A 22,650-nucleotide genomic window follows, 5' to 3' on the forward strand; every position below is an offset into this window, starting at 1 on the left:
CCGTCGACAGCCTAGCTTTGCTCCGTCATCGCATAGCGCGGCTTGTGCCTGTCGAGCATCTCCGTCGATATCGCGATCAATCGGGGTGCCGCGGTGTACAGTAACGCCGCCTCGATTGTCCGCCCCGGAAAGATCACCCGCAACGCCGCTGCATAGGCCGCCATTTGCTTGAGATGATAGTCCGGCACCTCGTCGAGCCCACGCGGCGCACGCCGCCCGGTCTTGAAATCGATCACCCGGATGGTCTCCGCGCCGATCAGCAGCCTGTCGACCGTTCCAGACACCACGATGCCGTCCGCCAGCGTGGCCGCGATCGGCGCTTCGGCAAGCGAGTCGATACCGAACAGGTCAGCGAAGCGCGGATCCTCGATCACGCCGATCGCGCTCGCTGCAATTTCCGCACGCGCGGCGGGATCGGAAACACCGCCGGCCTGGCCGAGCCAGCGATCCGCCGCCGCCGCCCGCGAACCGCCGTCGACAGCGGGAAGGCGCTCGAGCAGCTTGTGGATCAACGCGCCGCGTTCGGCCGCACGCCGCATCTCCGGGGTCGGCGGCGGGTCGGACACCGCATCCTCGCCGAGCGCAGATGGCGACAACGGGCGCGACGGGCGCGACTCCTTCGGTGCCGCGTGTCGGGCCCAGTCAGGTATAGTCTGGGAAGACACAGCAACGTCATTCGCCGCGGGCTTTACCGGTACCGGAAGCTCCGTCCCGTCGCCGACGAAGACCCGCTCGCCCTCCGCGTCCGCCACGCCCAACGCCGTCAGCGCGCGATCCGCAGCGCCATACCAGCTCGTCACCGGCGCAACGCCCTGAGCCCGCGTACCGAGCGCACCCGCGATCACCAGGCGTTCCTCGGCGCGGGTCGCCGCGACATAGAAGAGCCGCCAATGCTCCTCGAGTTCGCGCCGCTCGGCTGCCGTCACCACGGCATCGAGGGGGCCCCCCCGCTCGCTGCTGCGCGGTCGAAACACCGGCAGCGGGGCGACCATGTCCTCGGGAGTCCATTTCAGTATCGATCGCGGTGCGGCGGCGGGATCGGCGGTCGCATCGGCGAGGATCACCAAGGGTGCCTGCAGGCCCTTGGCACCGTGCGCGGTCATCACGCGCACTGCATCGAGCGGCGCCGATGGATCGCGGACGATGTCGACATCGCCGCGATCGAACCAGTCGAGGAAGCGCTGCAGCGACGGCGTCGTGTTGCTCTCGAACGTCAGTGCTGCATTGAGCAGTTCCTCGATCGGATCGCGCGCTTCGGTCCCCAGCCGCAGGATCAGCTTGCGCCGTCCGTCGAGCGGCCCGGACAGAAGCTCCTCCAGAAACTGATATGGCGTTGCGATGTCCGCACGAGCGAGCATCGCGAGCAGCGGCGCAAGGCGCTCGGCGGACTGCGTCCGCTGAAGATGTCGCCACAACGGGCCGGCCTCACGTGGCGCCGCCGCCATCAGCTCGTCCTGCGTCCAGCCGATCAGCGGCGAGACGAGCAGCGATGCCAGGCTCAGATCGTCTTCCGGCTGCAACACGAAGCGGATCGTCGCGAGAAGATCCTGGACGGCGAGCGGTGCGTTCAAGCGCAGCCGGTCGACACCCGCGACGGGCACGCCCTCGGCATAGAGCCGCGCGACGATCAGCGACGCGAGATCGCCGCGCCGCTTCACGAGGATCATCACATCCTCGGGGCGGAGCCGTCGCCCCTTGCTCTCGAGCATCAGCCCATCGGGCGCGAGCCAGCGTCGGACCGCCTTGGCGATATCGCCCGCGAGCTTGCGGACCGCATCGTCGACCCAGCCCTCCTCGTCGTCCTCGCTCCCCCCTGCGATGACCGTTGGCCACAGCGTCACGCTGCCCGGGCCCTTGACCTCGCTCGCATGGACCTCGAGCTCGCCGATCGCGCCAAGCCCCGGCTCGCCCGCCGCGGCGACCGCGGCATCGACGAACGTGAGGATCGGCCGGGTCGATCGGAAGGAGTGGGTCAGCGACAGCCGCTCGAGCGGCAGGCCCCGCTCCGCCTCCGGCCATTCGTCGTCGCCCGCGACCTCGAGCGCGCGTCGCCCGAAATGCAGCTCTGCGGCGGCGAAGTTGAACGGGTCGGTTCCCTGGAAGCCGAAGATCGCCTGCTTCCAGTCGCCGACCGTGAACAGCGTGCGCGTCGAGGGGGCATAGATGCCGCGCCCGACAAAGAACTCGTCGGCCAGCGCCCGCACGATCCGCCACTGGTCGGCATTGGTGTCCTGCGCCTCGTCGATCAGGACATGCTCGGTCGCCTGATCGAGCTTGTAGCGGACCCATTCGCCAATGCCGGGCTGGTCGAGCAACGCCACGGTCGTCGCGATCAGATCGTCGAAATCGACCCCGCCGACACGCCGTTTCGCGAGTGCGTAGGCACGCGCATAGTCGCGCCCGACCTCCAGCCCGTCGGCGAGAAGATCGGCATAGGCCACACGCTGGATCATCGACGCGATATCCGCACAGGCCGCGCCGACATCCTGTGCCAGGATCTCATAGTCAGGTTCGAGATCGATCAGCTTCTTTTGTGCCTTGCGCGGCTCCCCCTTGGCCGTCAGCACAACGCCTGCGAGATCGGGGAGCATTGCCGCACGGTCCGGCGACGCGAGCCACGCCTCGACCATCGCCGCCTGCTTCAGCCCTGTCGCGGTTCCCCACGCGCGGTTGGCCGCGCCGATCCGCGTGATCGCGTCGATATCCAGCGCCTCGCACCAGTCCGCGACCGCCTCGTCGATATCGCCGGCGGGCAGTTCGAGCGTCCGGCGCAACCAGGGCCGGACACCCGACGGCAACGCCTCGAGCGCGGGCAGCGCGCGGGCGCACGCCATCAGGAACCCCTCAGCACCGCCCTCCCCCATTCGCAGGGACAAGCGGCCAACGATCTCGACGGGACGTTCCCGCCCCTCACGCTCGGCGTCCGCTAGCATCCCCGCCAGCGCTTCACGCGCAAGCCCGGCTTCCTCGCGCGACTCCAGAGGGCGAAAACCCGGCGTCAGCCCGGCTTCGACCGGAAACGCCGCCAGCAGGCCCTGACAGAAACCGTGGATCGTCTGGATCCGCAACCCGCCCCCCGGCGCGTCGAGCACCTTGGCGAACAGCGTCCGCGCACGATCCTGCAACGCCTGGTCGGGCACCTCCCCCAAGGCGATCAGATCGGCGCCCAGCGCGGGGCCGGGCATCCGCACCCAGGCGGCGAGCCGCCCGTTGATCCGCTGCGCCATTTCGGCCGCACCCGCCTTGGTGAAGGTCAGGCACAGGATCGCGCCCGGATCGACACCGCGCAGCAGCAGCCGGAAGACGCGCGCCGCCAGGACCTGGGTCTTGCCGGTCCCCGCCGATGCTGACAGCCAGACATGAGCGCGGGGGTCACTTGCCGCCGCCTGCGCGCCTTTCAGACGGGGCAATGTGCGAAGCTCGCCGCTATTCACGGCCATACCATTCATCCCGGCGCATCAGCTGGTCATATTCGGCGTAAGGCGCATATTCCGGTACCAGCTTGGCGGTGAAGGCGGCGCTGCCGGTGAGCCAGTTGCCCGCGACCTCGGTAAAGTTGTGTGCCGCCGTCGCGGTGAAATCCGCGGTCGGGATCTTATCGCGTTTGCCTTCGGGGTCGACCGGACTCTCGACATAGCCAAACGCATCGCGCTTCTTGCCAAGCGACCAATATTCGAACGCACCCGCCTTGCCCGCGACATCGGCAAAGCCGCCGCGCTCGGCGATCAGGCCGAGCAGCCCCAGCTGCAGACTATAGCCGGCGCGCACCGCGGTCGCCGAGGGTGGCTTGCCGGTCTTGTAGTCGATGATCGCCAGTTCCCCGCCCGGCAGCCGGTCGACACGATCATACCGTCCCCGCAGCGTCACCCCCGCAATCGCGATTTCGCCCTTGCCTTCCGCGCTGGCGACGACCCGGCCATCGATGGCCTGCGCCGCGATCGTGCCCGCGATCCAGTCGATCGCCTCGAGCAGCCGCGGCTGCCAGAGCGCGCGCATCATCGGGTGCGTCCGCTCGTCGCGCAGCATCGCCTCGGCACGCGGCCGCAATGCATCGATCGCGCAGGCGTCGTGCTTCCACCATTGTTCGAGAATGTCGTGGACCGCGGTGCCACGCCACGCCGCGCTCGGATCCGCATCGACCGGGTCGAGCGGCATCAGGCCGAGCACCCTGCGGGCATAGAAGGCATAGGGGTCGGCCTTCAACCGGTCGACCTCGGTCACCGAAATCAGCCTTGGCCGCAGCGCGGCGATCGGCGACGGCGCCGGGCGGTCGGAGGGCCGGTGCGCGCGCGGATCATCGAGATCGCGTGTCCACGCCTCGAGCGCCTCGGCGCGCTCGAACCTGTCCCCCGCAAGCGCCTGCAACCGCAGCCACAGTCGCGACGCCAATGCCGGCGACTTGGCGTCGCGCCGCGCGCGCGTGACAATCGCCCGCGGCGCGCCGAGTGCCTGGGCTAAATCATGCGCCGACGTCCCCACTTGCCGCTCGAGGCCCGGCAGCCCAAGTTCAGCGCGGATCCGCGGCGCGAGCCACGGGTCCGGCGCAGGACGGCCTGGCCACATGCCCTCGTTCAGCCCGCCCAGAACCATCAGGTCTGCGGTCTGCAATCGCGCCTCGAGCAGGCCGTAGATCGCCAGACGCGGATGCGCGCCCTGCAATGGCCGCACCGCAACCTCGTCGAGCAAGGTCCGCAAGAGCTGCGCAAGTTCGCCCGGATCGACAAGCGGCGGGCCGGCATCGGCTTCGATCTCGAGATCGGCAAGGCATTGCGCCGCGGCCCGCCCTGCGGGGCCGGCCCAGAGTTCATCGCCGCACAGCGCCGCGGCCGTCTCGCGGACGATCGCCAGCAACGGGCCGAGCGGCTGGGCGCCGCGTTCGAAAACCGCGGCGATCGGCGTGAGCAGCGCTTGCGCCTCGGGCCACCAGCGCTTCGCCGTTCCGGCACGCAGATGCGCATCGACAGCATCGAGCCCCGCGGCGGGCCGCGGTCCGCGCAACGCGCGATCGAGCGCGCGAACGCCGTCGAGCCACGCCAGCCGGGTATCGCCACTGCGGACCAGCGGGTGCTTCAGCAACGCCAGCAACGCGAGCGGCGCGAAACGCTGTGCCGCAGCCTCGACCAGCGCGAGGATGAGGGTCCCGGGCGGGAGGATCGACAAGGGCCGGCCCGCGCTGTCGTCGATCAGGATCTGCCAGCGCCCGAGATGCGCCGCGACACGCCGCGCCAGAGCGCGATCGGGCGTAACGAGCGCGGCTGTCCGTCCCGGCTCCTCCAGCACGCCGCGCAAGGCCAGCGCGATCGCCTGCGCCTCTTCGGCGGGCGTTGCCAGTTCGGCGACCGTCACCCCCTTCAGGCGGCGATCCTCTGCGCCCAGCCGGGTCCACTTTCCCGTGAAGTCGGCGGGGGCCAGTGCATTGGCGATCGCGCGGCTTCGCGTCGTGTCGGCGTCATGGCCACCGCCCTCGCGCCAGGTCGCGACCTCGGCGCGCCCGACGCCCATGCGTTCGAGCAGGAGTTTCAGATGGAATTGCGGATGCGTTTCGATCGACCGCCGCGTCAGCCCGGTCTCCGGGTTTCGCGGGTGGGGCCCCAGCGCATCCCATTCCTCGTCGGGCAGGTGCAGATCGAGATCCGCGAACACCACCATGCCGCCTGGCAGCTCCGCGACGCAACGCAGGGCGCGCGCGACCGACGGCGCGGAGTCGGTGACGCCTGCGGCGCAGACCAGCCCGGCCGGCGGCGCCGCGCGCCATCGCGTCACCAATCGGTCGAGCAGCGCGGCGCGCCGGGTCGCCGCGTCGATCCGCCCCAGGCGGGCCAGCTCGCCCGGCCATCGCTGCAGCACGACGTCGAACGTCGACAATGCGCGCTGCCAGTGTTCGGTCAGTTCGGGACCGAGCTCGATCTCGTGCAGGCGCGTCGGCGCAACCTCCTCGACGAGCAGCTGGTCGAGCGTCTTGACGAGTTCGCCGGCAAGTCGGACCGCCTCGGCCGCATCGATCGGATGCCCCCCTCGCCGCCGTTCTTCCGAGACCAGCCGCGCAAGGATCATCCGCCGCTGATATGGCGGCACCGCTGGCAGCGGCGGATCGGCGTCGTCCGCCGGATCGAGCGCGGCGCCGACCGCTTCGCCCAGCCCCGTGTCGCCCAGCGCGATCATCCGCGGCAGAACCAGCCCCCCGCCGCTCGCCCGCACGAACGCATCGGTCACGGCTCGGATCGCGCGGTTGTTCGGCAACAGGATCAGCGCGCGGGCGAGCGCCAGCGGGTCCTGCCCTGCCCGCCGGAGCAAACCCGCGACCAGCGCATCGGCAAAGGCGCGATGGGCGGGGATGGTGTAGAGGGTTGGCCCCGTCCGTTCAGCCACCGGCCAGGATCGCCTCGGTCTTCGGAATTGCGCCGGGCGTGCCAACGTCAAACCACAGGCCCTGGTGGACCTGGCCAAATGCCCGGCCCGCAGCGATCGCACGGTCCCAGAACAGGTTTGTCGAAAACGGTCCCTCGGGCCAATCCGCGATGACGCGCGGGTGAAGGATCTGAATGCCCGTAAAGGCGAAGGGCGCGACCCGCCCCGGCTTGCGTCGTCCGGTGATCCGTCCGTCCGCTGCGAGATGGAAGTCGCCGGGACCGCCATGATTGTGAGCGCGGGCGAGCGGCACCATCAGCAGCAGCGCATCCATCGTCGCATCGTCCCAGCGCGACGCAAGCAGGCGGATCGCGTCGACCGGTCCGTCAATCCAGAGATTGTCGCTGTTGACCACCAGAACCGGCGCATCGCCGAGCAGGGTACGTGCCTGAACCAGCCCGCCGCCCGTCTCCATCAACCGGCGACGCTCGTCCGAAATCACGACCTCGATATCGGGGTAACGATCGGTGACATGCGCCTGCAACGTATCGGCAAGATAGTGGACATTGACCACCGCGCGGGCGATCCCGGCACGCTGCAGCCGATCGAAGACATGGTCGATCAGCGCCTTGCCGGCCACTTCGACCAGCGGCTTGGGCCGCGTCGCGGTCAAAGGCCGCATCCGCTTGCCGAGCCCGGCCGCCATCACCATCGCGGTCTCGGGCACCGTCCCGCGCGGGATCGGACGGATCATGCGCTGACCGCTCATGCCGCCAACACCAGCGGGTCGCCGCGGTGTGAGGGCGGCACATTGGCGTCAAACCAGGCCGCGACCGGCGCCATCACCGGCTGGGCGAGGTCACGCTCGAGATAGGTCCAGACCCGGGGACACAAGGTCGGGTAGCGCGGCTTGCCGTCGCGCTTCCACAGCCGCGAGAAGATGCCGAGGATCTTGGCGTTCCGCTGCGCGCCCAGCACGTGATAGGCGTTCAGGAAATCGTCACCGACGCCCGTCGCTTCGCGGTAGCGCGCGAGCATCGCGGCCTCGACCATAGGATCGACGTCCCGCCGTGCGTCTTGCAACAGCGACACGAGGTCATAGGCCGGGTGCCCGGCGAGCGCATCCTGGAAGTCGAGCAGGCCGAGAGCTCCGTCCGGTGCGAGCAGCATCAGGTTCTCGGCATGATAATCGCGCAGGACGGTGACGGGGGCGGTCGCGATCCCGTGATCGAACACCGCATCCCATGCCGCATCCCAGCCCGCCCGGTCCGGGACGATCCCGATGGCCGGGCAGTACCAGTCGACGAACAACGCGGCCTCGCGCGCCAGGACGGCACGGTCATAGGGTGCGAAGGGTCCGGCCGGATACGCGTGAAGACGCCCGAGCAGGTCGATCGCGGGCGCATAGAGCGCCATGCCCTCATCGGACGATGCGTCGATCGCCTCGCGCAACCGGTCATCGCCGAAATCCTCGATCAGCACGAGCCCCTGCGTCAGGTCGCTCGCGAGGATCGCAGGCGCCCGGAACGTCCGCTCGACCAGCCACTGTGCGACCGCGATGAACGGCCGCGAATCTTCATGTGGCGGCGGCGCGTCCATCAGGATCGCGTGGTGCGGCCCGGCGACGACGCGGAAATAGCGACGGAACGAGGCATCCCCCGCAACCGGCAGGAGCGTCGCCCCCGCCCAGCCATGCGCGTCGAGAAATGCGGCGGCGCCCGCCGGGGGTGTCATATCGGCCATCGCCGCGTCCAACCCTCCGGCACTCCGGCTGTCAAGCCGCGCGTGCCGTCCGGTTCGATCGTGAGGTCGAGCCGAAGCGCGTCCGGCCAATAATCTGGGCCCGCCCGCTCTGGCCATTCGACAATCAGCACGGAATCATAGCGCGCGTCATCAAGCGCGAGCTCGACGATCTCGTCCGGATCATCGATCCGGTACAGATCGACGTGGAGCACCGGCAGACGCACCTCGGGTGGTGCATAGGGCTGGACGATCGCGAAACTCGGCGATGGCGCCTCGCCGACCAGACCGAGCGCGGCCAGCAGGCCGCGTGCCAGGCTCGTCTTCCCCGCGCCAAGCGTCCCCGTCAGCGCAATCACGTCACCCGCCTTGACGTGCGCTGCCAGTTTCGCGCCGAACGCCTCGGTCGCGGCGGGATCCTCTAACCGCAGCACCGTCATGCGCTGGGACCCGCGCAGCGTGCGTGTCTCTTCAAAGCGATGATCATCTCCGCGGCAGTTCGACCGTGATCAGCGTGCCGTTTCCGGGTTCGGATACGAGATCGATCGTGCCGTTATGCGCCTCGACGAACTGCTTGGCGAGCGGCAGCCCGAGCCCGAGCGCACGATCGCCGATCGTCTTGGATTCGGCGAACCGGTCAAACGCATGCGCGACACCTTCCGCGCTCATCCCCGCGCCGTCATCCGACACGACGATCCGCGCATGCGTCGCGTTGCCGTCGGCGTGCAGGAGGATCCGCCCCCCCTCGGGCGTACCGGCCACCGCGTGACGCAGCAGATGTTCGACGATCTCGCGCAGTCGCTTGGGATCGCCGCAGATACGCCCGGTCGAGCGCCCGATCTCGATCGCGAAGTCGAGCTTGCGGCGCCGCGCGGTAGCCTGGATCGAGCCTGCCGCGGCGCGGGCGACCACCGCCAGCTCGACATCGGTGCGCACCATCTCGGTGCTCTCGCTCTCGGTCCGGGTCAGGTCGAGCACGTCGTCGACGAGCAGCCCGAGCCGCTCGACCGATTCGAGAATGGCCTCGAGATACCCCCCGGCCTGTTCGCTCATTGGGCCGGCATAGCCACCGTGCAGCATCTCGGCGAAACCACTGATCGACGTCAGCGGCGTCTTAAGTTCATAGCTCATGTTCGCGACGAACGCCGTCTTCACCTTGTCCGCCGCCTCGAGCGCGTTCGCGCGTTCGCGCAAGGCCTGCTCCGCACGCCGACTGTCGGTGATGTCGAGCATCGTGAACAGCGCGTTGCCGTCGGGCAGCGGGACACCCGCGAATTCGAAATGCCGGCCGTCGGCAAAGGCAACGCGGCCCCCACGCTGCTGCCGTCCGGCAGTCGCCGATCGCACGAGATCGGGGATCAGCGCCGACCGGTTGGGCGTCATCAACTTGCCCGCTGCCGCATCCGCAAAGACGTCGACACGCGGATGGCCGGCAAGGAATTCCTCCTCGAGGCCCCACAGCACCCTGAACCGGTTGTTCCACAATTGCAGCCGCCCATCGGCGGCAAACACGCCGAGCGCCTCGAACAGGTTGTCGAAGGTGGCGGTACGGACGCGAAGCAGCGTGTCGCGGGCGCTGGCGAGCTGGACATGCTCGGTGCGATCCTCGAAGATCAGCAACAGCCCGCCATCGGGCAAGGGCTGGGCGACAACGCGCAAATGCGTACCGCCGCGCAAATGCCAGATCTCCTCGCTCGCGCCGCCGTTCGGCATGGTCCCGGTCTGCATGAACCATGCGCGACGTTCGGCCTTCCATGCCGGAAAGTCGCGCACCTCGGGGAGCCGGTCCGCTTCGCGCATCCGTTCGAGCACGCGGTCGAATTCGGGACGGTCGGCGAGCCACTCCGCCCGCATCGCGAACATGCGCCGGAACGGCTGGTTGCAGAAGACCAGGCCGCGGTCGCCACCGAACTGCGCTACCCCCGCCGACAACCGGTCGAGCATCGCCCGCTGCGCCTCGGCAAAGCGCTTGGCGCCCGAGCGCGCCTGCTCGAGATCCTCGATGTCGATCGCAAAGCCCGCCACCCCGCCGGTCGGCAGCGGCACGTCGTAGATCTGGAGCGACCGACGGGCACCATCGATCGTCGCGGGCAGGACCTGCTGGTGCGGCCGCCCCTGCTCACGCGCCGCGGCGGCACCCGCCAGCGGCCCGCCGCGCCCCGATCCCTCGACGAGTTCGAGGCCGCGCGCGACCACGTCCTGCGCATCCTGGCCCTCGACGGCCGCGACATAGGCGGAATTGACCATCGACAGCCTGAGATCGCGCGCCCGGTACCACATCGGCAGCGGCGCCGCTTCGATCAGCCCGGTCAGCGCCTCATAGGCGGCACCAAGCCGCGCCGTCTCGGTGCCGAGGCGCTTGATCTCGGATTCGCTGTCCGTTGCATCGAACGCCCAGATCAGGATGCTGCCGGTTGCCCCCATCGCACCGGGCGCGCGCGCGCCGCGCAGCGTGATGGCCCGCGTCGAACCGACGGGGCGGACGGCACGGACGAAGGGCCGGCCCGAACGCTGTGCAGCGGTCACATCGGCGGTCAGCGCGGCAGCATCCTCGGGTGAAAGCCCGGATTCCTCACCCGCCAGATCCATCAGATAGCGTGGCGCTAAAATACCCAGCCAGTCCGCCATCCGCTGCGGCATTTCCACTCGTCCATCCGAGCGGACGACCGTCGCGACGGCTGGCGACCCATCGAGCAACGCGCGCATCGTCGCATTCTCGGCAAGGGTCGTCGCGACCCCGGCGCGCGCGCGCAATCCCAGGAACAGCAGCAGCCCGCCAAGCCCGAGCAGCAGCAGCGTCGCAACGCCCGCCAGAACGGTCGCCCATGTTCCGGGGACCGTCATGTCCCGGAGACACTCTTCGCAACGGGATCGGGAAACACGGTAACCGCCATGGCTCCGTCTACGCCAACAGCGCCCCCCGGGGGAAGACGGCGATCGGGAAATCGCATACGGCTGATCGGGTGCCTCACCTGCACGCTTGGCGGCTCCGGCGCGTCAGCCCGAGGCGCTGGAAACCCAATCCCTCCAGACTGTTGCAAGGATGAAACACATTGTAAAAAAACGATCCTATTCGTCTCAATCGAGTGGATCGGGCCGCGCCGCGCGGCCTAACGGCGGCGCATCGACGAAGGTCAGCGGCTTTGCCCCTTCGTCGGAATGTTTCAGTCGAGAGTATTAAATGACCCCAGTCTATCGTCGCAGTCTGCTCGCCACGAGCCTCCTCGTTGCGGTTTCCACGCTCCCCGCTGCCGCACAAACCGCGCCGGCGACGCCTGCGGCCACGCCCGAGGCAGCCGCTCAGGCAGAGGCTTTGGAGCCGGCAACCCCAACCCAGACCGCGACGGATCAGAACCCGCAGGGTGCTACAGAAGCGCCGGCAGGCGAGATCGTCGTGACCGGCTCGCGCATCGCATCGCCGTCGGCCACCGCCGCCTCGCCGCTCCAGAGCGTCGGCATCGCGCAGATCCAGCAGGCCGGCGCGATCAACGTACAGGACGTCCTGCTCCAGAATCCGGCATTCGGTACGCCGGGCGTCAGCCGCACCAATTCGAGCTTCGCGACGCAGGGCGCGGGCGTAGCGACGGTCAATCTGCGCAACCTTGGCGAGGACCGCACGCTGGTCCTCGTCAACGGCCGCCGCTTCGTCTCGGGCCTTCCGGGCAGCAGCGCGGTCGATCTCAACGTGATTCCGACGCAGTTCCTCGAGCGCGTTGACGTCCTGACCGGCGGCGCGTCGGCCGTCTACGGGTCCGACGCGGTCGCGGGTGTCGTCAACATGATCTACAAGACGAAGTTCGACGGCATCCAGCTCGACGGCCAAGTCGGCATGTCGCAATATGGCGATGGCTTCGACCGCCAGGTCAACGCGCTGGTCGGCAAGAACTTTGCCGATGGCCGCGGCAACATCATGCTGTTCGGTGGTTATTCGAAGCAGGGCACCGTGCTGAAGCGCGACCGCTACACCGAAGCGGGCTCGAGCGCGGTCGATTCGACCAGCCGCGGCGCCTATGTGACGGATAACGACGCTGATCTGTTCACCCCAGAGCGGCCATATCTCTCGGGCTTCGCACCGCAGGGTCGTTACTATGCCGGCGACAGCACCTTCACCTATGGGCAGGACGGCGCGCTGCGCAATTGCGAGTCGGCCAATGGCACCGCTGGCTGCGTCAACGCCGATGGCACTGTCGCAGGCCCAGACGGTTTCAACCGGTCCGACTTCCGCTACCTCGCGGTACCGGTCGAGCGCTACGTTGCCGCCGGCCGCGCGAACTTCGAAGTGTCGCCCGCACTCAACCTGTTCGTCGAGGGCAACTATGCCAAGACCAAGGTGAGCACGGTCATCGAGGCGTTCCCGCTTGACTCGACCTTCAGCAACCCGCGCAATTCGGGCCAGATCCCGATTGAGACAATTGTCGGGGGTGTCCTTTACCGTAATCCGTTTGTCCCCGACGCTATCTACAATAGCGCGATTGACACCCCGATTGGTAACACGGGTCAGGGTGACGGTCTGAAGGACATCTATTTCGACCGCCGCCTCGCCGATTTCGGCCCGCGCACGAGCCGTGTCAGCCGCGACCTGTTCCGCATCGCGGGCGGGGCCAATGGCAAGTTCCTCGACGACCGCTTCAACTATGAAGTGTACGGCGTTTACGGCCAGACCAAGGAAGACCAGGTCGGGACCGGCCAGTTCAACACCGCGAACTTCTTCCAGGCGCTCAATTCCTATCGCGATCCGGCGACCGGCCAGATCGTCTGCGCCGACCCCGCTGCGCGCGCGGCCGGTTGCGTCCCCGCCAACATCTATGGCGCGGGCGCGCTCGCACCGGCGGCCGGCTATCTCGCCGTGCCGACCACGCTCAGCACGAAGGTCACGCAGACGGTTGCCGGCGGTAACGTATCGGGCAAGCTCTTCTCGCTGTTCGGCGCCGACCCAATCGGCTTCAGCGTCGGCACCGAATATCGTCGCGAGAGCAGCCGCAACGATTTCGATCTGCTCACCCAGCAGGGCCTGAACGGCAACAACGCCCTGCCATCGACGGCAGGACGCTTCCATCTCTGGGAAGGGTTCGGCGAAGTCGTCGCGCCGATCATCCAGGACAAGCCGTTCTTCCAGTCGCTGAGCGTCCGCGGCGCGATCCGCGTCTCCGACTATTCGACCGTCGGCACCACCTACAGCTACAATTTCGGCGGCGAATGGGCACCGGTCGAGGATATCCGCTTCCGCGTGATGCAGGCGCGGTCGGTGCGTGCGCCGAACATCAACGAGCTGTTCCAGGCTCCGCAGCAGAATTTCCCAAGCGTCAACGATCCCTGCATCGGCGTGACCGCGGCGACGGCCGGAACGCTCGGCACGACCTGCCGTGCCGCGTCCGGCGTGCTCGCCAACATCGCGGCGAACGGCGGCGCGTTCGCCGCGAACCAGGCCGATATCCAGGGCGTCACCAGCTTCGAGGCGGGCAATCGCAACCTCCAAGAAGAGAAGGGCGATTCCTTCACCGCGGGCATGGTGATCAACCCGCGTTCGGTCCGAGCGCTGCGCAACCTCGTCGTCACGGTCGATTACTTCAACATCCGGATCAAGGATGCGATCGTCCAGACGCCGCTGCAATACATCGTCAACCAGTGCTACCAGCAGGGCAATTCGGATTATTGCAGCCAGATCACGCGCCGTGCGGCCGCGCTCGGGCCGAACAGCGCCGGGTCGCTCGACCAGCTGACGACCAGCTTCCTCAACAGCGGTGGCGTCAAGACCCAGGGCATCGATACGGTCATCACCTATCGCCAGGATCTCGCCGATATCGGTCTCGCCGGCACACTTGGTCTGCGAGGCTCATACACGCATCTGATCTCGGGCTACACGGTGCCCCTGCCCGATGCGGATCGTGACTATTTCGCGGGTGAGATCGGTGCGTCGCGCGACCGGTTTACGACGAACCTGTCCTATGACATCGATGGTGTCGGCTTTACGACGACGGGCACCTGGATGAGCCAGGCAAGCCTTGACGACCAGTTGACCGGCGCCCGCCCGGGTACCAATCCGCTGTACCGCGTCCGTCCGCAATTCTACCTGGACTCGCAGATCCGCTTCCAGACGAACGACGGCTTCGAATTCTACGTCGGCGGGTCGAACCTGCTCAATAACAAGCCGCCCTATCTCGCCGATATCGGCGCGTCGGCCGGCCAGGATACCGATGCGGGCACTTATGATCCGCTCGGCCGCCGCTATTATGCAGGTGTCCGGATCAACTTCTGATCCCCGGACACATCGTACCTCAGGAGGGGAGCCGGCAACGGCTCCCCTTTTTTGTCCGAGCGACATGGACAAAAAAAGGGCGCGGGCCGCGGGAGGATATCCCGATGCCCGCGCCCTTCACGTCTGGAGGATGGCGATCACGCCGCCATGAACATCTCCGGCGGCAACGCCATCAGCGACTCCGCGCCACCCTCGATCTTGCGACGCAGCGCGCCCGCGTCGGGCAGGATCCGCTCGGCATAGAAACGCGCAGTGATCAGCTTGGCGTCGAGGAACGCCGCCTCGCCCTCACCGGCCGCCTTCAGCTTGGTGGCGGCAACCGCCATCCGCAGCCACATCGCGCCGACCGCGACGATCCCCATCAGATGCATGTAGCTGACCGCACCGGCGCCGACATTCTCAGGGTTCTTCATGCCGTTCGCCATGAACCACATTGTCGCCGCCTGAAGCTGGCCGTTCGCCTTTTCCAGCGCCTCGGCAAATGCCGCCGTCGCCGGATCGCTCTTGGCCGCCGCAACGTCGTCCGCGACCAGCTTGAAGAACGCCTGGATCCCGCGACCGCCGTTTTGCGCCAGCTTGCGGCCGACCAGATCCATCGCCTGCACGCCGTTGGTGCCTTCGTAGATCATCGCGATCCGCGCATCGCGGACATATTGCTCCATGCCCCATTCGGCGATGTAGCCATGACCGCCATAGACCTGCTGCGCGTTGGTCGCGATCTCATAGCCCTTGTCGGTGCCATAGCCCTTGATGACCGGGGTCAACAGGCTGATCATGTCGCCCGCCAGCTGGCGCTCTTCCTCGGTCGCGGCGTTATGCTCGAGATCGCCCTGGAGCGCGGTCCAAAGGATCAGCGCGCGCAACCCCTCGGTCATCGCCTTGCCTTCCATCAGCATGCGGCGAACGTCAGGATGGACGAACAGCGAGTCCGCCTTTTCCTGCGGCTCCTTCGGCCCGGTCAGCGCGCGGCCCTGGCGACGGTCCTGCGCATATTGCACCGCATTCTGGTACGCGACCTCGGCCACGCCCAGCCCCTGAAGGCCGACGCCCAGACGCGCCGCGTTCATCATGATGAACATCGCGGCGAGGCCCTTCATCTCCTCGCCGACCAGCCAGCCGGTCGCCGAGTCGTAGTTCATCACGCAGGTCGAGTTGGCGTGGATCCCCATCTTGTGCTCGATCGAGCCGCAGGTGACGCCGTTGCGATCGCCGAGCGAACCGTCTTCGTTGACGAGGACCTTCGGCACCACGAATAGCGAGATGCCCTTCGAACTGTCGGGCGCGCCCGGCGTCTTGGCGAGGACGAGGTGGATGATGTTCTCGGTCAGGTCATGCTCACCGCTCGAGATGAAGATCTTCGTGCCGGTGATCGCATAGGAGCCGTCCGCCTGCGGCTCGGCCTTGGTGCGGATCAGGCCCAGATCGGTGCCGCACTGCGGCTCGGTCAGGTTCATCGTCCCGCCCCATTCGCCCGACACCATCTTCGGCACGTACATCGCCTTCTGCGCGTCCGATCCCTTGGCGACCAGCGCGGCGATCGCGCCATGCGTCAGACCGGGATACATCGCGAACGCCATGTTCGACGAGATCATGTATTCCTGGAACGCGGTCGAGACGACGTGCGGCATCCCCTGCCCGCCATATTCGGGCTGGTTGCCAAGCGTCGCCCAGCCGCTCTCGACATATTGCTTGTACGCCTCCTTGAAGCCGTCGGGCGTCGTGACCGATCCGTCCTCGTGGCGGGTGCAGCCCTGCTGATCACCCGACAGGTTGAGCGGGAACAGGACTTCGGCGACGAATTTTCCGCCCTCTTCCAGCACCGCGTCGACGACGTCGGGGGAAGCCGCGTCGAAGCCCGGCAGGTTGCTGTAGCGGTCGAGGCCGACGACCTGTTCGAGGACGAAGCGCGTGTCGCGGACGGGGGGCGTATATTGGGGCATGGTCTATCCTTGCTGGTCGTTGGCGCGGCCGACTTCGAGAAGGGCCACGAAATTGGTAAGTTCGTCGATGGCGGCGTCGATATCCCGCTTCTGCGCGGTCAGCAGCGCGATCCGCGACTGGCTGCGTTCGATCACGACCTGACGCTGCGCACGACGCCCGTCGCCGACGTCGTAGAGGTCGATCATCTCGCGGATCTCGCCCAGACTGAAGCCCACACGCTTGCCGCGCAGGATCCATGCGAGCCGTGCACGGTCACGGTGCGAGTAGATACGCTGGGTGCCCCGTCGCTCGGGTGCGATCAGCCCTTCGTCTTCGTAGAAGCGAAGCGCGCGCGCGGTCACGTCAAACTCGCTCGACAGATCCGATATCGTGAAATGGTCGCGATCATGCCGCGGTTCGATCACCGCATAGGATTCGGGAGATGCCCGTTCTGCCGGGGATGCTCTGGTCGCCATGCCGAAACATTTAGCTCTCGTTTACGTCAACGTCAATCTCGGCATAGAAATTTGCCCGCCTTCGAACGCAGCGTGGCCGCCTCGGACCGCGACTCGCTCAACCGATCGACCGTCACCGCGGCAAGCGAGGCGCGTCCCGCACACAGCGCTTCGCACGCTTCGGGCATGTCGGCGGGGAAGGTGATGCGATCCCCGTCGAACCGCGCATCGAATGCGCATTTGCCGAACGTCATCTGCAGCCGCTCGCCGGAGCGCTCGACTGTCCCCGATGCAGCGCAGCTCTGAGCTTCGCCATAATCGACGCTGACGCCGATCCGGCTGACCCGCTCGGTCCCAATGATGCAGATCCGGTCGGTATCGCGCGCCCAGGAGCCCTGAAGCGCGGCACCGGGATCACCAACGATACCCGCGCTCCGCGCCGCCGCCTCGAGCCGCGAACCGGGCGTGCTCTCGGTATTGGTGATGCTCGTCGACGCACCGTCGCATCCGGCCAGTAGCGACAGCAGGAGCATGAGCCCACCACGCCTGTGGCTCATTCGGCGGTCACCAGGCCATCACCCTCTATACGCCGGAAAAAACAGGTACGTTCGCCGGTGTGGCAGGCCGGACCCGCAGCATCGGCGATCACCCATATCGCGTCCTGGTCGCAGTCGATCCGGAGTTCGGCGACGCGCAGCACATTGCCCGACGTTTCCCCCTTTCGCCACAAGGCCTGCCGGCTCCGCGACCAGAAATGCGCTTCTCCGGTCGCCTGGGTCTGCGCCAGCGCGTCGGCATTCATGTGCGCCACCATCAAGACATCGCCCGACACGCGGTCGGTGACGACCGCCGTCAGCAAGCCGGAGAAATCGAACTTCGGATCGAGCGTCAGGCCCGTGTCGCGGCTGTGTGTCATGCCCGGGGACATACCAGAAAGCGGGCGCGAAGCGACGCGAGAGATCAAACCCATTGCGCAATGTTATTACAAGGAGGCGACAAACGCGTGAACCGCGACTATAGGGCATGCTCCGCACGACGTGAGACCCGGCATGCTGACCACAAACCCTTATGATGACGACAAACTCCGTGAAGAATGCGGGGTGTTTGGCGTCTCGGCCACCGACGGCGCGGCGGCGCTTGTCGCCCTGGGCCTCCATGCGCTGCAACATCGCGGGCAGGAAGCCGCCGGCATAACGACGTTCGATGGCGCGCATTTCCATACGCACCGCGCGATGGGGCATGTCGCCGGGAACTTCGATCGCGACGACGTGATTCGCGCGCTGCCCGGCACGGTGGCCTGCGGGCATGTCCGCTATTCGACGACTGGCGAGACCGCGCTCCGCAACGTCCAGCCGCTGTACGCCGAGCTGTCGACGGGCGGTTTCGCGATCGCGCATAACGGCAATATCTCGAACGCGATGCGGCTGCGTCGTGAACTCGTCCGTCGCGGCTCGATCTTCCAGTCGACCAGCGATACCGAGACGATCATCCACCTTGTCGCAACATCGAATTATCGCACGCTGCTCGACCGCTTCATCGATGCGCTAAAGCAGGTCGAGGGTGCCTATTCGCTCATCGTGATGACGCCCGAGGGCATGATCGCCTGCCGCGATCCACTGGGCATCAGGCCGCTCGTCATGGGCAAGCTTGGCGACGCGGTGATCTTTGCGTCCGAAACGGTCGCGCTCGACGTCGTCGGCGCGACCTTCGTCCGCGCGGTCGAGCCGGGCGAACTCGTGATCGTCCAGGGGTCCGAGATCCGCTCGATCCGCCCGTTCGCGCCGATGGCGGCGCGGCCGTGCATCTTCGAATGGGTCTATTTCTCGCGCCCCGATTCGATCGTCGACGATCATTCGGTCTATTCGGTGCGGAAAGCGATCGGCGCGCAGCTCGCTATCGAATCGCCGGTCGATGCCGATCTCGTCATCCCGGTCCCCGATTCGGGCACCCCCGCGGCGATCGGCTATGCGCAGCAGTCGGGGATTCCGTTCGAGCTCGGCATCATCCGCTCGCATTATGTCGGTCGCACCTTCATCTCGCCGGGCGACAAGGTCCGGCATCTCGGCGTGAAGCTGAAGCACAATGCCAACCGCGCGCTGATCAAGGGCAAGCGCGTCATCCTCGTCGATGATTCGATCGTCCGAGGCACGACCTCGCTCAAGATCGTGCAGATGATGCGCGAGGCGGGCGCGGCCGAAGTCCATATGCGCATCGCGAGCCCGCCGACCCGCCACTCCTGCTTCTACGGAGTCGACACGCCGGAGCGGGCCAAGCTGCTCGCAGCCAAGCTCGATCTGGGCGGCATGACGGGCTTCATCCACGCCGACAGCCTCAACTTCATCTCGATCGACGGGCTGTACAAGGCGCTCGGTGAGGCCAAGCGCGCGGATATCCGACCGAAATATTGCGATGCCTGCTTCACCGGCGATTACCCGACCACGCTGACCGATCATGACGAGGGCGCCGAGGTCGATCAGTTCGCGATGCTCGCCGAACGCGTCATCTGACAAGTCCTGGAGCTAGAATGACCGACAAGCCTCTCGAAGGCCGGCTTGCGCTGGTCACCGGTGCAAGCCGCGGCATCGGCGCCGCCACCGCGATCGCGCTCGCTGCAAAGGGCGCGCATGTGGTTCTGACCGCGCGCACGCCGGGCGGCCTCGAAGAGGTCGAGACAGCGATCCATGACGCCGGTGGCTCTGCGACGATCGCGCCGCTCGACCTCGCCGAGAGCGAGGCGATCGGCCGGCTCGCCAGCGCGATCGGTGATCGCTGGGATGCGCTCGACATCCTCGTGTTGAATGCGGGCATGCTGGGATCGCTGTCGTCGGTCCCGGCGATCGATCCGAAGGAAATGGCGCAGGTCCTGACGCTTAACGTCAGCGCGCAGGCGGCGCTGATCGCTGCGTTCGATCCGATGCTGAAAAAGGCGAAGTCGGCGCGCGTGATCGGTGTCACGTCGAGCGTCGGCCGCAAGCCGCGCGCTTATTGGGGGCTGTACGGTGCCTCCAAGGCGGCGTTCGAGACGCTGCTCGGCGCTTACGGGGACGAGATGGCCGAGATCAGCGGCATACGCACCGCTATCGTCGATCCCGGCGCGACCCGCACCAAGATGCGCGCACGCGCCTATCCGGGCGAGGATCCGAACTCGGTCAAGGATCCGCAGGTCGTCGCTGCCCGTATCGTCGCGCTGGCTGTCGACGGGTTCGAACCCGGCCATTTTGAGCGCGTCGCCTAAATCCTTCCCCTTGCGGGGGGGACGATCAGCGTCGCTTCACCAGCGTCACCTGTGCGACGTCGATACCGCCACCGCGGAACCCGCCCTCGCAATACATCAGGTAATAGCGCCATAGCGCGACGAACTTCGCGTCAAGCCTTGCCGGCAGACGCCCTTGCGCGACGGCGGCGTCGAACGCGACCCGCCAACGCCGGCATGTCTCTGCATAGTGCAGCCCGAAGCTGCGTTGATCCTCCCACGTCAACCCGCGCGCCTCCGCCAGAGCGCGGAACCGCGGCTCGGACAGCAGCATGCCGCCGGGAAACACGTAGCGCTGGATGAAGTCGACGCTCGTCGAATAGGCTCCGAAGATTGCATCGTCGATCGTGATATATTGAAGCGCGGCGCGGCCGCCGGGTTTCAGCGCCCGCGCGACCGCGTCGAGATAGGCCGGCCAATAGGCCTCGCCCACCGCCTCGACCATTTCGATACTGGCCACCGCGTCATAAGTGCCGACGACGTCGCGGTAATCGGTCAGCGAGACCGTCACTCCGGTCAGCCCCGCCTCGGCCATGCGCGCGTCGACCTGTCGCTTCTGCTCGGTCGACAGGGTGAGGCCGTGCACGTCGACACCGGACTGCGCGGCAAGGGTCGCGAAGGACCCCCAGCCGCAGCCGATTTCGAGGATCCGGTCACCGGGCTGCGTACCCGTCCTGTCGAAAATCGCCTGGAGCTTCGTCGTCTGGGCGTGCTCGAGCGGTTCGGCCTCGCTGATCGGCTCGGCGAACAGCGCGCTCGAATAGGTCAGGCTGGGATCGAGCCACGTCTCGTAGAAGTCGTTGCCGAGATCATAGTGCGCGGCGATATTACGCCGTGATCCCGTGCGGTGATTGCGTCGCATCCAGTGCCAAGCGCGGGCCGAGAGTCGCGCAACCCCACCCGATCGCGCCGTCCGGCCCAGGGAGATACGGTTGCGCATGAACAGGTCGAACAGCGGGACCGGATCGGGACTGGACCAGTCGCCCGCGGTCCAGCCTTCATACCAGCCGACCGATCCGGCCGTCGCCAACCGCACCAGCGCCCGCCAGCGATGGACGGTGACGATCGGCATCGGGCCGAGTGCACGCCCTCCCAGCAAACGGCGGGTGCCGTCGGGCAAGCTTGCCTCGATACCGCCGCTCTCGAGTCCTGCATCGATCCGGTCGAGCAGGCGGTGAAATATCGGCGCGGTCAGGCGTGCGGCACTGGTTGCGCGCCCTGTAGCGGCGTCGTCAAAGGCATAAGCGGCGGTCATCGCGGCGCTCCATGCAACAGCGTCGCCACCTAGGAAAGAGGCGCGTGCCAAAAGGCGTCAGCGCGCGTGCCGCCCGGCCTCGAGCGCGCGCTCGCGTGCCTCGCGGTGACCGATGATCTTGGCGGGATAGTCGCGCGGCCGGCACCCGGACTCGTCCGGGTCATGGATCGCGTCGCCCGTAACCTTGGCGAGTTCCGGCACCCATTGGCGGATATAGTCGCCCGCATCGAATTTTTCCGACTGCGACAGCGGCGCCATGATCCGGCCGAACATGTTCGAATCGACCCCCGTGCCCGCGACCCATTGCCAGTTGACCGAGTTGTTGCCGTAATCCGCATCGACCAGGCAGTCCCAGAACCAGCGTTCGCCCTCGCGCCAGTCGAGCAGCAGATGTTTGACGAGGAAGCTCGCCGTGATCATCCGGACGCGATTGTGCATCCAGCCCGTCGCCCAGAGCTGCCGCATCCCTGCATCGACGATCGGATAGCCCGTCCGACCGGTCTGCCAGGCTTTCAGATCGGACGCCGCCGCCTTGCCGGTGCGCCATGGCAGCGCATCGAACGCCGGCCTTCCGTTGCGGCGGGCATAATCGGGGAGCGCCAGCACCACGCCTTGCGTGAAATCCCGCCACGCCACTTCCTTGCGGAACGTCGTGACGCCGTCGCCATGCCCTGACACGGCATGCCAGACCTGGCGGGGACTGATCTCGCCGAAATGAAGATGCGGCGACAGCCGGGACGTCCCTTCGGTCGAGGGGATGTTGCGGTCGTGGTCGTAATCGTCGGCGACGTCCGCGAACCGCGCCACCGCCTTCCGCGCGGCATCCTCGCCGGGGCGCCAGTCGGAAAAGCCATCCGACCAGTCGGGCTTGGTCGGCAACAGCTTCCAGCTGTCCAGTGCGTTCGATTCGGGCCACGTCTCCGGCGCATCGATCTTGCGCGGCATCGCCACCGGTTCCGGTGGCGGCATCATCTGCGACAGTGCTTTCCAGAACGACGAATAAACGCGAAACTGCCCGCCTGCTCCGGTCGTCACGCTCTCGACCAGGGCCAGCTGGTTGCCATCGTGGAGGCAGATTGCATCGCCGAGCGCATCCTCGGCCTTGCGCCACCACGGCTCGTACTGGCGCGTCGCGAACACCCGCTCCGCGCCCGTTTCCGTCATCAGCGACCGCAGCGTCGAGACCGCATCGCCGCGCCGCAGAACGAGGCGGGAGCCCTTCTTGTTGAGCGACTTGGCGAACGCCTCGAGACTGTGATGGAGCCACCAGCGCTGGGCACCACCGATCGCCCAGTCGCCGGGCGCGTCGTCATCGAGGATATAGACGGGGATCACCGGCCCTTCCTGCGTGGCGGCAACAAGCGCCGGGTGATCATGCAGGCGAAGGTCCTGGCGAAGCCAGAGAAGTACGGGTGTTGTCATC

General features: G+C 67.1%; 15 protein-coding genes. 3 read left to right on the forward strand and 12 right to left on the reverse strand.

The window, feature by feature from the left end; all coding sequences use genetic code 11:
• Nucleotides 1–11: 11 nt before the first annotated feature.
• The 6 genes from addA to NEF64_RS10440 are packed head-to-tail and all read right to left on the reverse strand — an operon-like array spanning nucleotide 12 to nucleotide 10,932.
• On the reverse strand, nucleotides 12–3,440 hold the full coding sequence (addA, locus tag NEF64_RS10415; protein ID WP_056408250.1) for a double-strand break repair helicase AddA: 3,429 nt from the start codon (nucleotides 3,438–3,440) through the stop codon (nucleotides 12–14).
• Nucleotides 3,427–6,369 carry a double-strand break repair protein AddB gene (gene addB, locus NEF64_RS10420; protein WP_056408247.1) on the reverse strand — a complete coding sequence of 981 codons (2,943 nt, stop codon included), beginning with the start codon at nucleotides 6,367–6,369 and terminating at the stop codon, nucleotides 3,427–3,429. Before addB ends, addA begins: the two co-directional genes overlap by 14 nt.
• Nucleotides 6,362–7,117 carry a nucleotidyltransferase family protein gene (locus NEF64_RS10425; RefSeq protein WP_031439047.1) on the reverse strand — a complete coding sequence of 252 codons (756 nt, stop codon included), beginning with the start codon at nucleotides 7,115–7,117 and terminating at the stop codon, nucleotides 6,362–6,364. The genes addB and NEF64_RS10425 overlap by 8 nt, the downstream gene beginning before the upstream one ends.
• On the reverse strand, nucleotides 7,114–8,082 hold the full coding sequence (locus NEF64_RS10430; RefSeq protein WP_200912205.1) for an aminoglycoside phosphotransferase family protein: 969 nt from the start codon (nucleotides 8,080–8,082) through the stop codon (nucleotides 7,114–7,116). Before NEF64_RS10430 ends, NEF64_RS10425 begins: the two co-directional genes overlap by 4 nt.
• Nucleotides 8,079–8,528, reverse strand: a complete 450-nt coding sequence (tsaE, locus tag NEF64_RS10435) for a tRNA (adenosine(37)-N6)-threonylcarbamoyltransferase complex ATPase subunit type 1 TsaE (RefSeq protein ID WP_052148991.1) — start codon at nucleotides 8,526–8,528, stop codon at nucleotides 8,079–8,081. The genes NEF64_RS10430 and tsaE overlap by 4 nt, the downstream gene beginning before the upstream one ends.
• A 43-nt stretch (nucleotides 8,529–8,571) precedes the next feature.
• Complete coding sequence (locus tag NEF64_RS10440) at nucleotides 8,572–10,932, reverse strand: PAS domain-containing sensor histidine kinase (protein WP_056408241.1); 2,361 nt, start codon at nucleotides 10,930–10,932, stop codon at nucleotides 8,572–8,574.
• 337 nt (nucleotides 10,933–11,269) lie between these two features.
• On the opposite strand from NEF64_RS10440, the gene NEF64_RS10445 reads away from it, so the two are divergent.
• Nucleotides 11,270–14,344, forward strand: coding sequence for a TonB-dependent receptor plug domain-containing protein (locus NEF64_RS10445; protein WP_082446993.1), 3,075 nt, complete (start codon nucleotides 11,270–11,272; stop codon nucleotides 14,342–14,344).
• A 137-nt stretch (nucleotides 14,345–14,481) separates the two neighbouring features.
• Here NEF64_RS10445 and NEF64_RS10450 read toward each other — a convergent pair whose 3' ends face one another.
• Genes NEF64_RS10450 through hisI form a run of 4 tightly spaced genes read right to left on the reverse strand, consistent with a single transcriptional unit; the run spans nucleotide 14,482 to nucleotide 17,635 of the window.
• On the reverse strand, nucleotides 14,482–16,284 hold the full coding sequence (locus NEF64_RS10450) for an acyl-CoA dehydrogenase C-terminal domain-containing protein (protein WP_056408234.1): 1,803 nt from the start codon (nucleotides 16,282–16,284) through the stop codon (nucleotides 14,482–14,484).
• 3 nt (nucleotides 16,285–16,287) lie between these two features.
• On the reverse strand, nucleotides 16,288–16,740 hold the full coding sequence (locus NEF64_RS10455; RefSeq protein WP_031396539.1) for a MerR family transcriptional regulator: 453 nt from the start codon (nucleotides 16,738–16,740) through the stop codon (nucleotides 16,288–16,290).
• 32 nt (nucleotides 16,741–16,772) lie between these two features.
• Complete coding sequence (locus tag NEF64_RS10460) at nucleotides 16,773–17,276, reverse strand: hypothetical protein (RefSeq protein ID WP_235516459.1); 504 nt, start codon at nucleotides 17,274–17,276, stop codon at nucleotides 16,773–16,775.
• The gene (gene hisI, locus NEF64_RS10465) at nucleotides 17,273–17,635 is read right to left on the reverse strand and encodes a phosphoribosyl-AMP cyclohydrolase (RefSeq protein ID WP_056408232.1); all 363 of its coding nucleotides are present in this window, start codon (nucleotides 17,633–17,635) and stop codon (nucleotides 17,273–17,275) included. Before hisI ends, NEF64_RS10460 begins: the two co-directional genes overlap by 4 nt.
• Before the next feature lie 133 nt (nucleotides 17,636–17,768).
• Between hisI and purF the strand changes: the two genes are divergently transcribed.
• Both purF and NEF64_RS10475 read left to right on the forward strand, forming a co-directional pair.
• Nucleotides 17,769–19,226 (forward strand): amidophosphoribosyltransferase, encoded by a 1,458-nt coding sequence (gene purF, locus NEF64_RS10470; RefSeq protein WP_037527979.1) that lies wholly within the window; start codon nucleotides 17,769–17,771, stop codon nucleotides 19,224–19,226.
• 17 nt (nucleotides 19,227–19,243) lie between these two features.
• Entirely contained in the window at nucleotides 19,244–19,954 is a 711-nt protein-coding gene (locus NEF64_RS10475) for an SDR family NAD(P)-dependent oxidoreductase (protein WP_031396542.1), read from the forward strand.
• Between the two features lie 25 nt (nucleotides 19,955–19,979).
• Here the strand turns inward: NEF64_RS10475 and NEF64_RS10480 are convergent, their stop codons facing one another.
• Together NEF64_RS10480 and NEF64_RS10485 are read right to left on the reverse strand one after the other, a co-directional pair.
• On the reverse strand, nucleotides 19,980–21,227 hold the full coding sequence (locus NEF64_RS10480; RefSeq protein WP_081877810.1) for an SAM-dependent methyltransferase: 1,248 nt from the start codon (nucleotides 21,225–21,227) through the stop codon (nucleotides 19,980–19,982).
• Between the two features lie 57 nt (nucleotides 21,228–21,284).
• The gene (locus NEF64_RS10485) at nucleotides 21,285–22,649 is read right to left on the reverse strand and encodes a cryptochrome/photolyase family protein (protein WP_056408228.1); all 1,365 of its coding nucleotides are present in this window, start codon (nucleotides 22,647–22,649) and stop codon (nucleotides 21,285–21,287) included.
• Nucleotide 22,650: the final 1 nt, after the last annotated feature.

It is taken from the genome of Sphingomonas aerolata (genome assembly GCF_023935825.1).
Classification (GTDB): Bacteria; Pseudomonadota; Alphaproteobacteria; order Sphingomonadales; family Sphingomonadaceae; genus Sphingomonas; species Sphingomonas aerolata.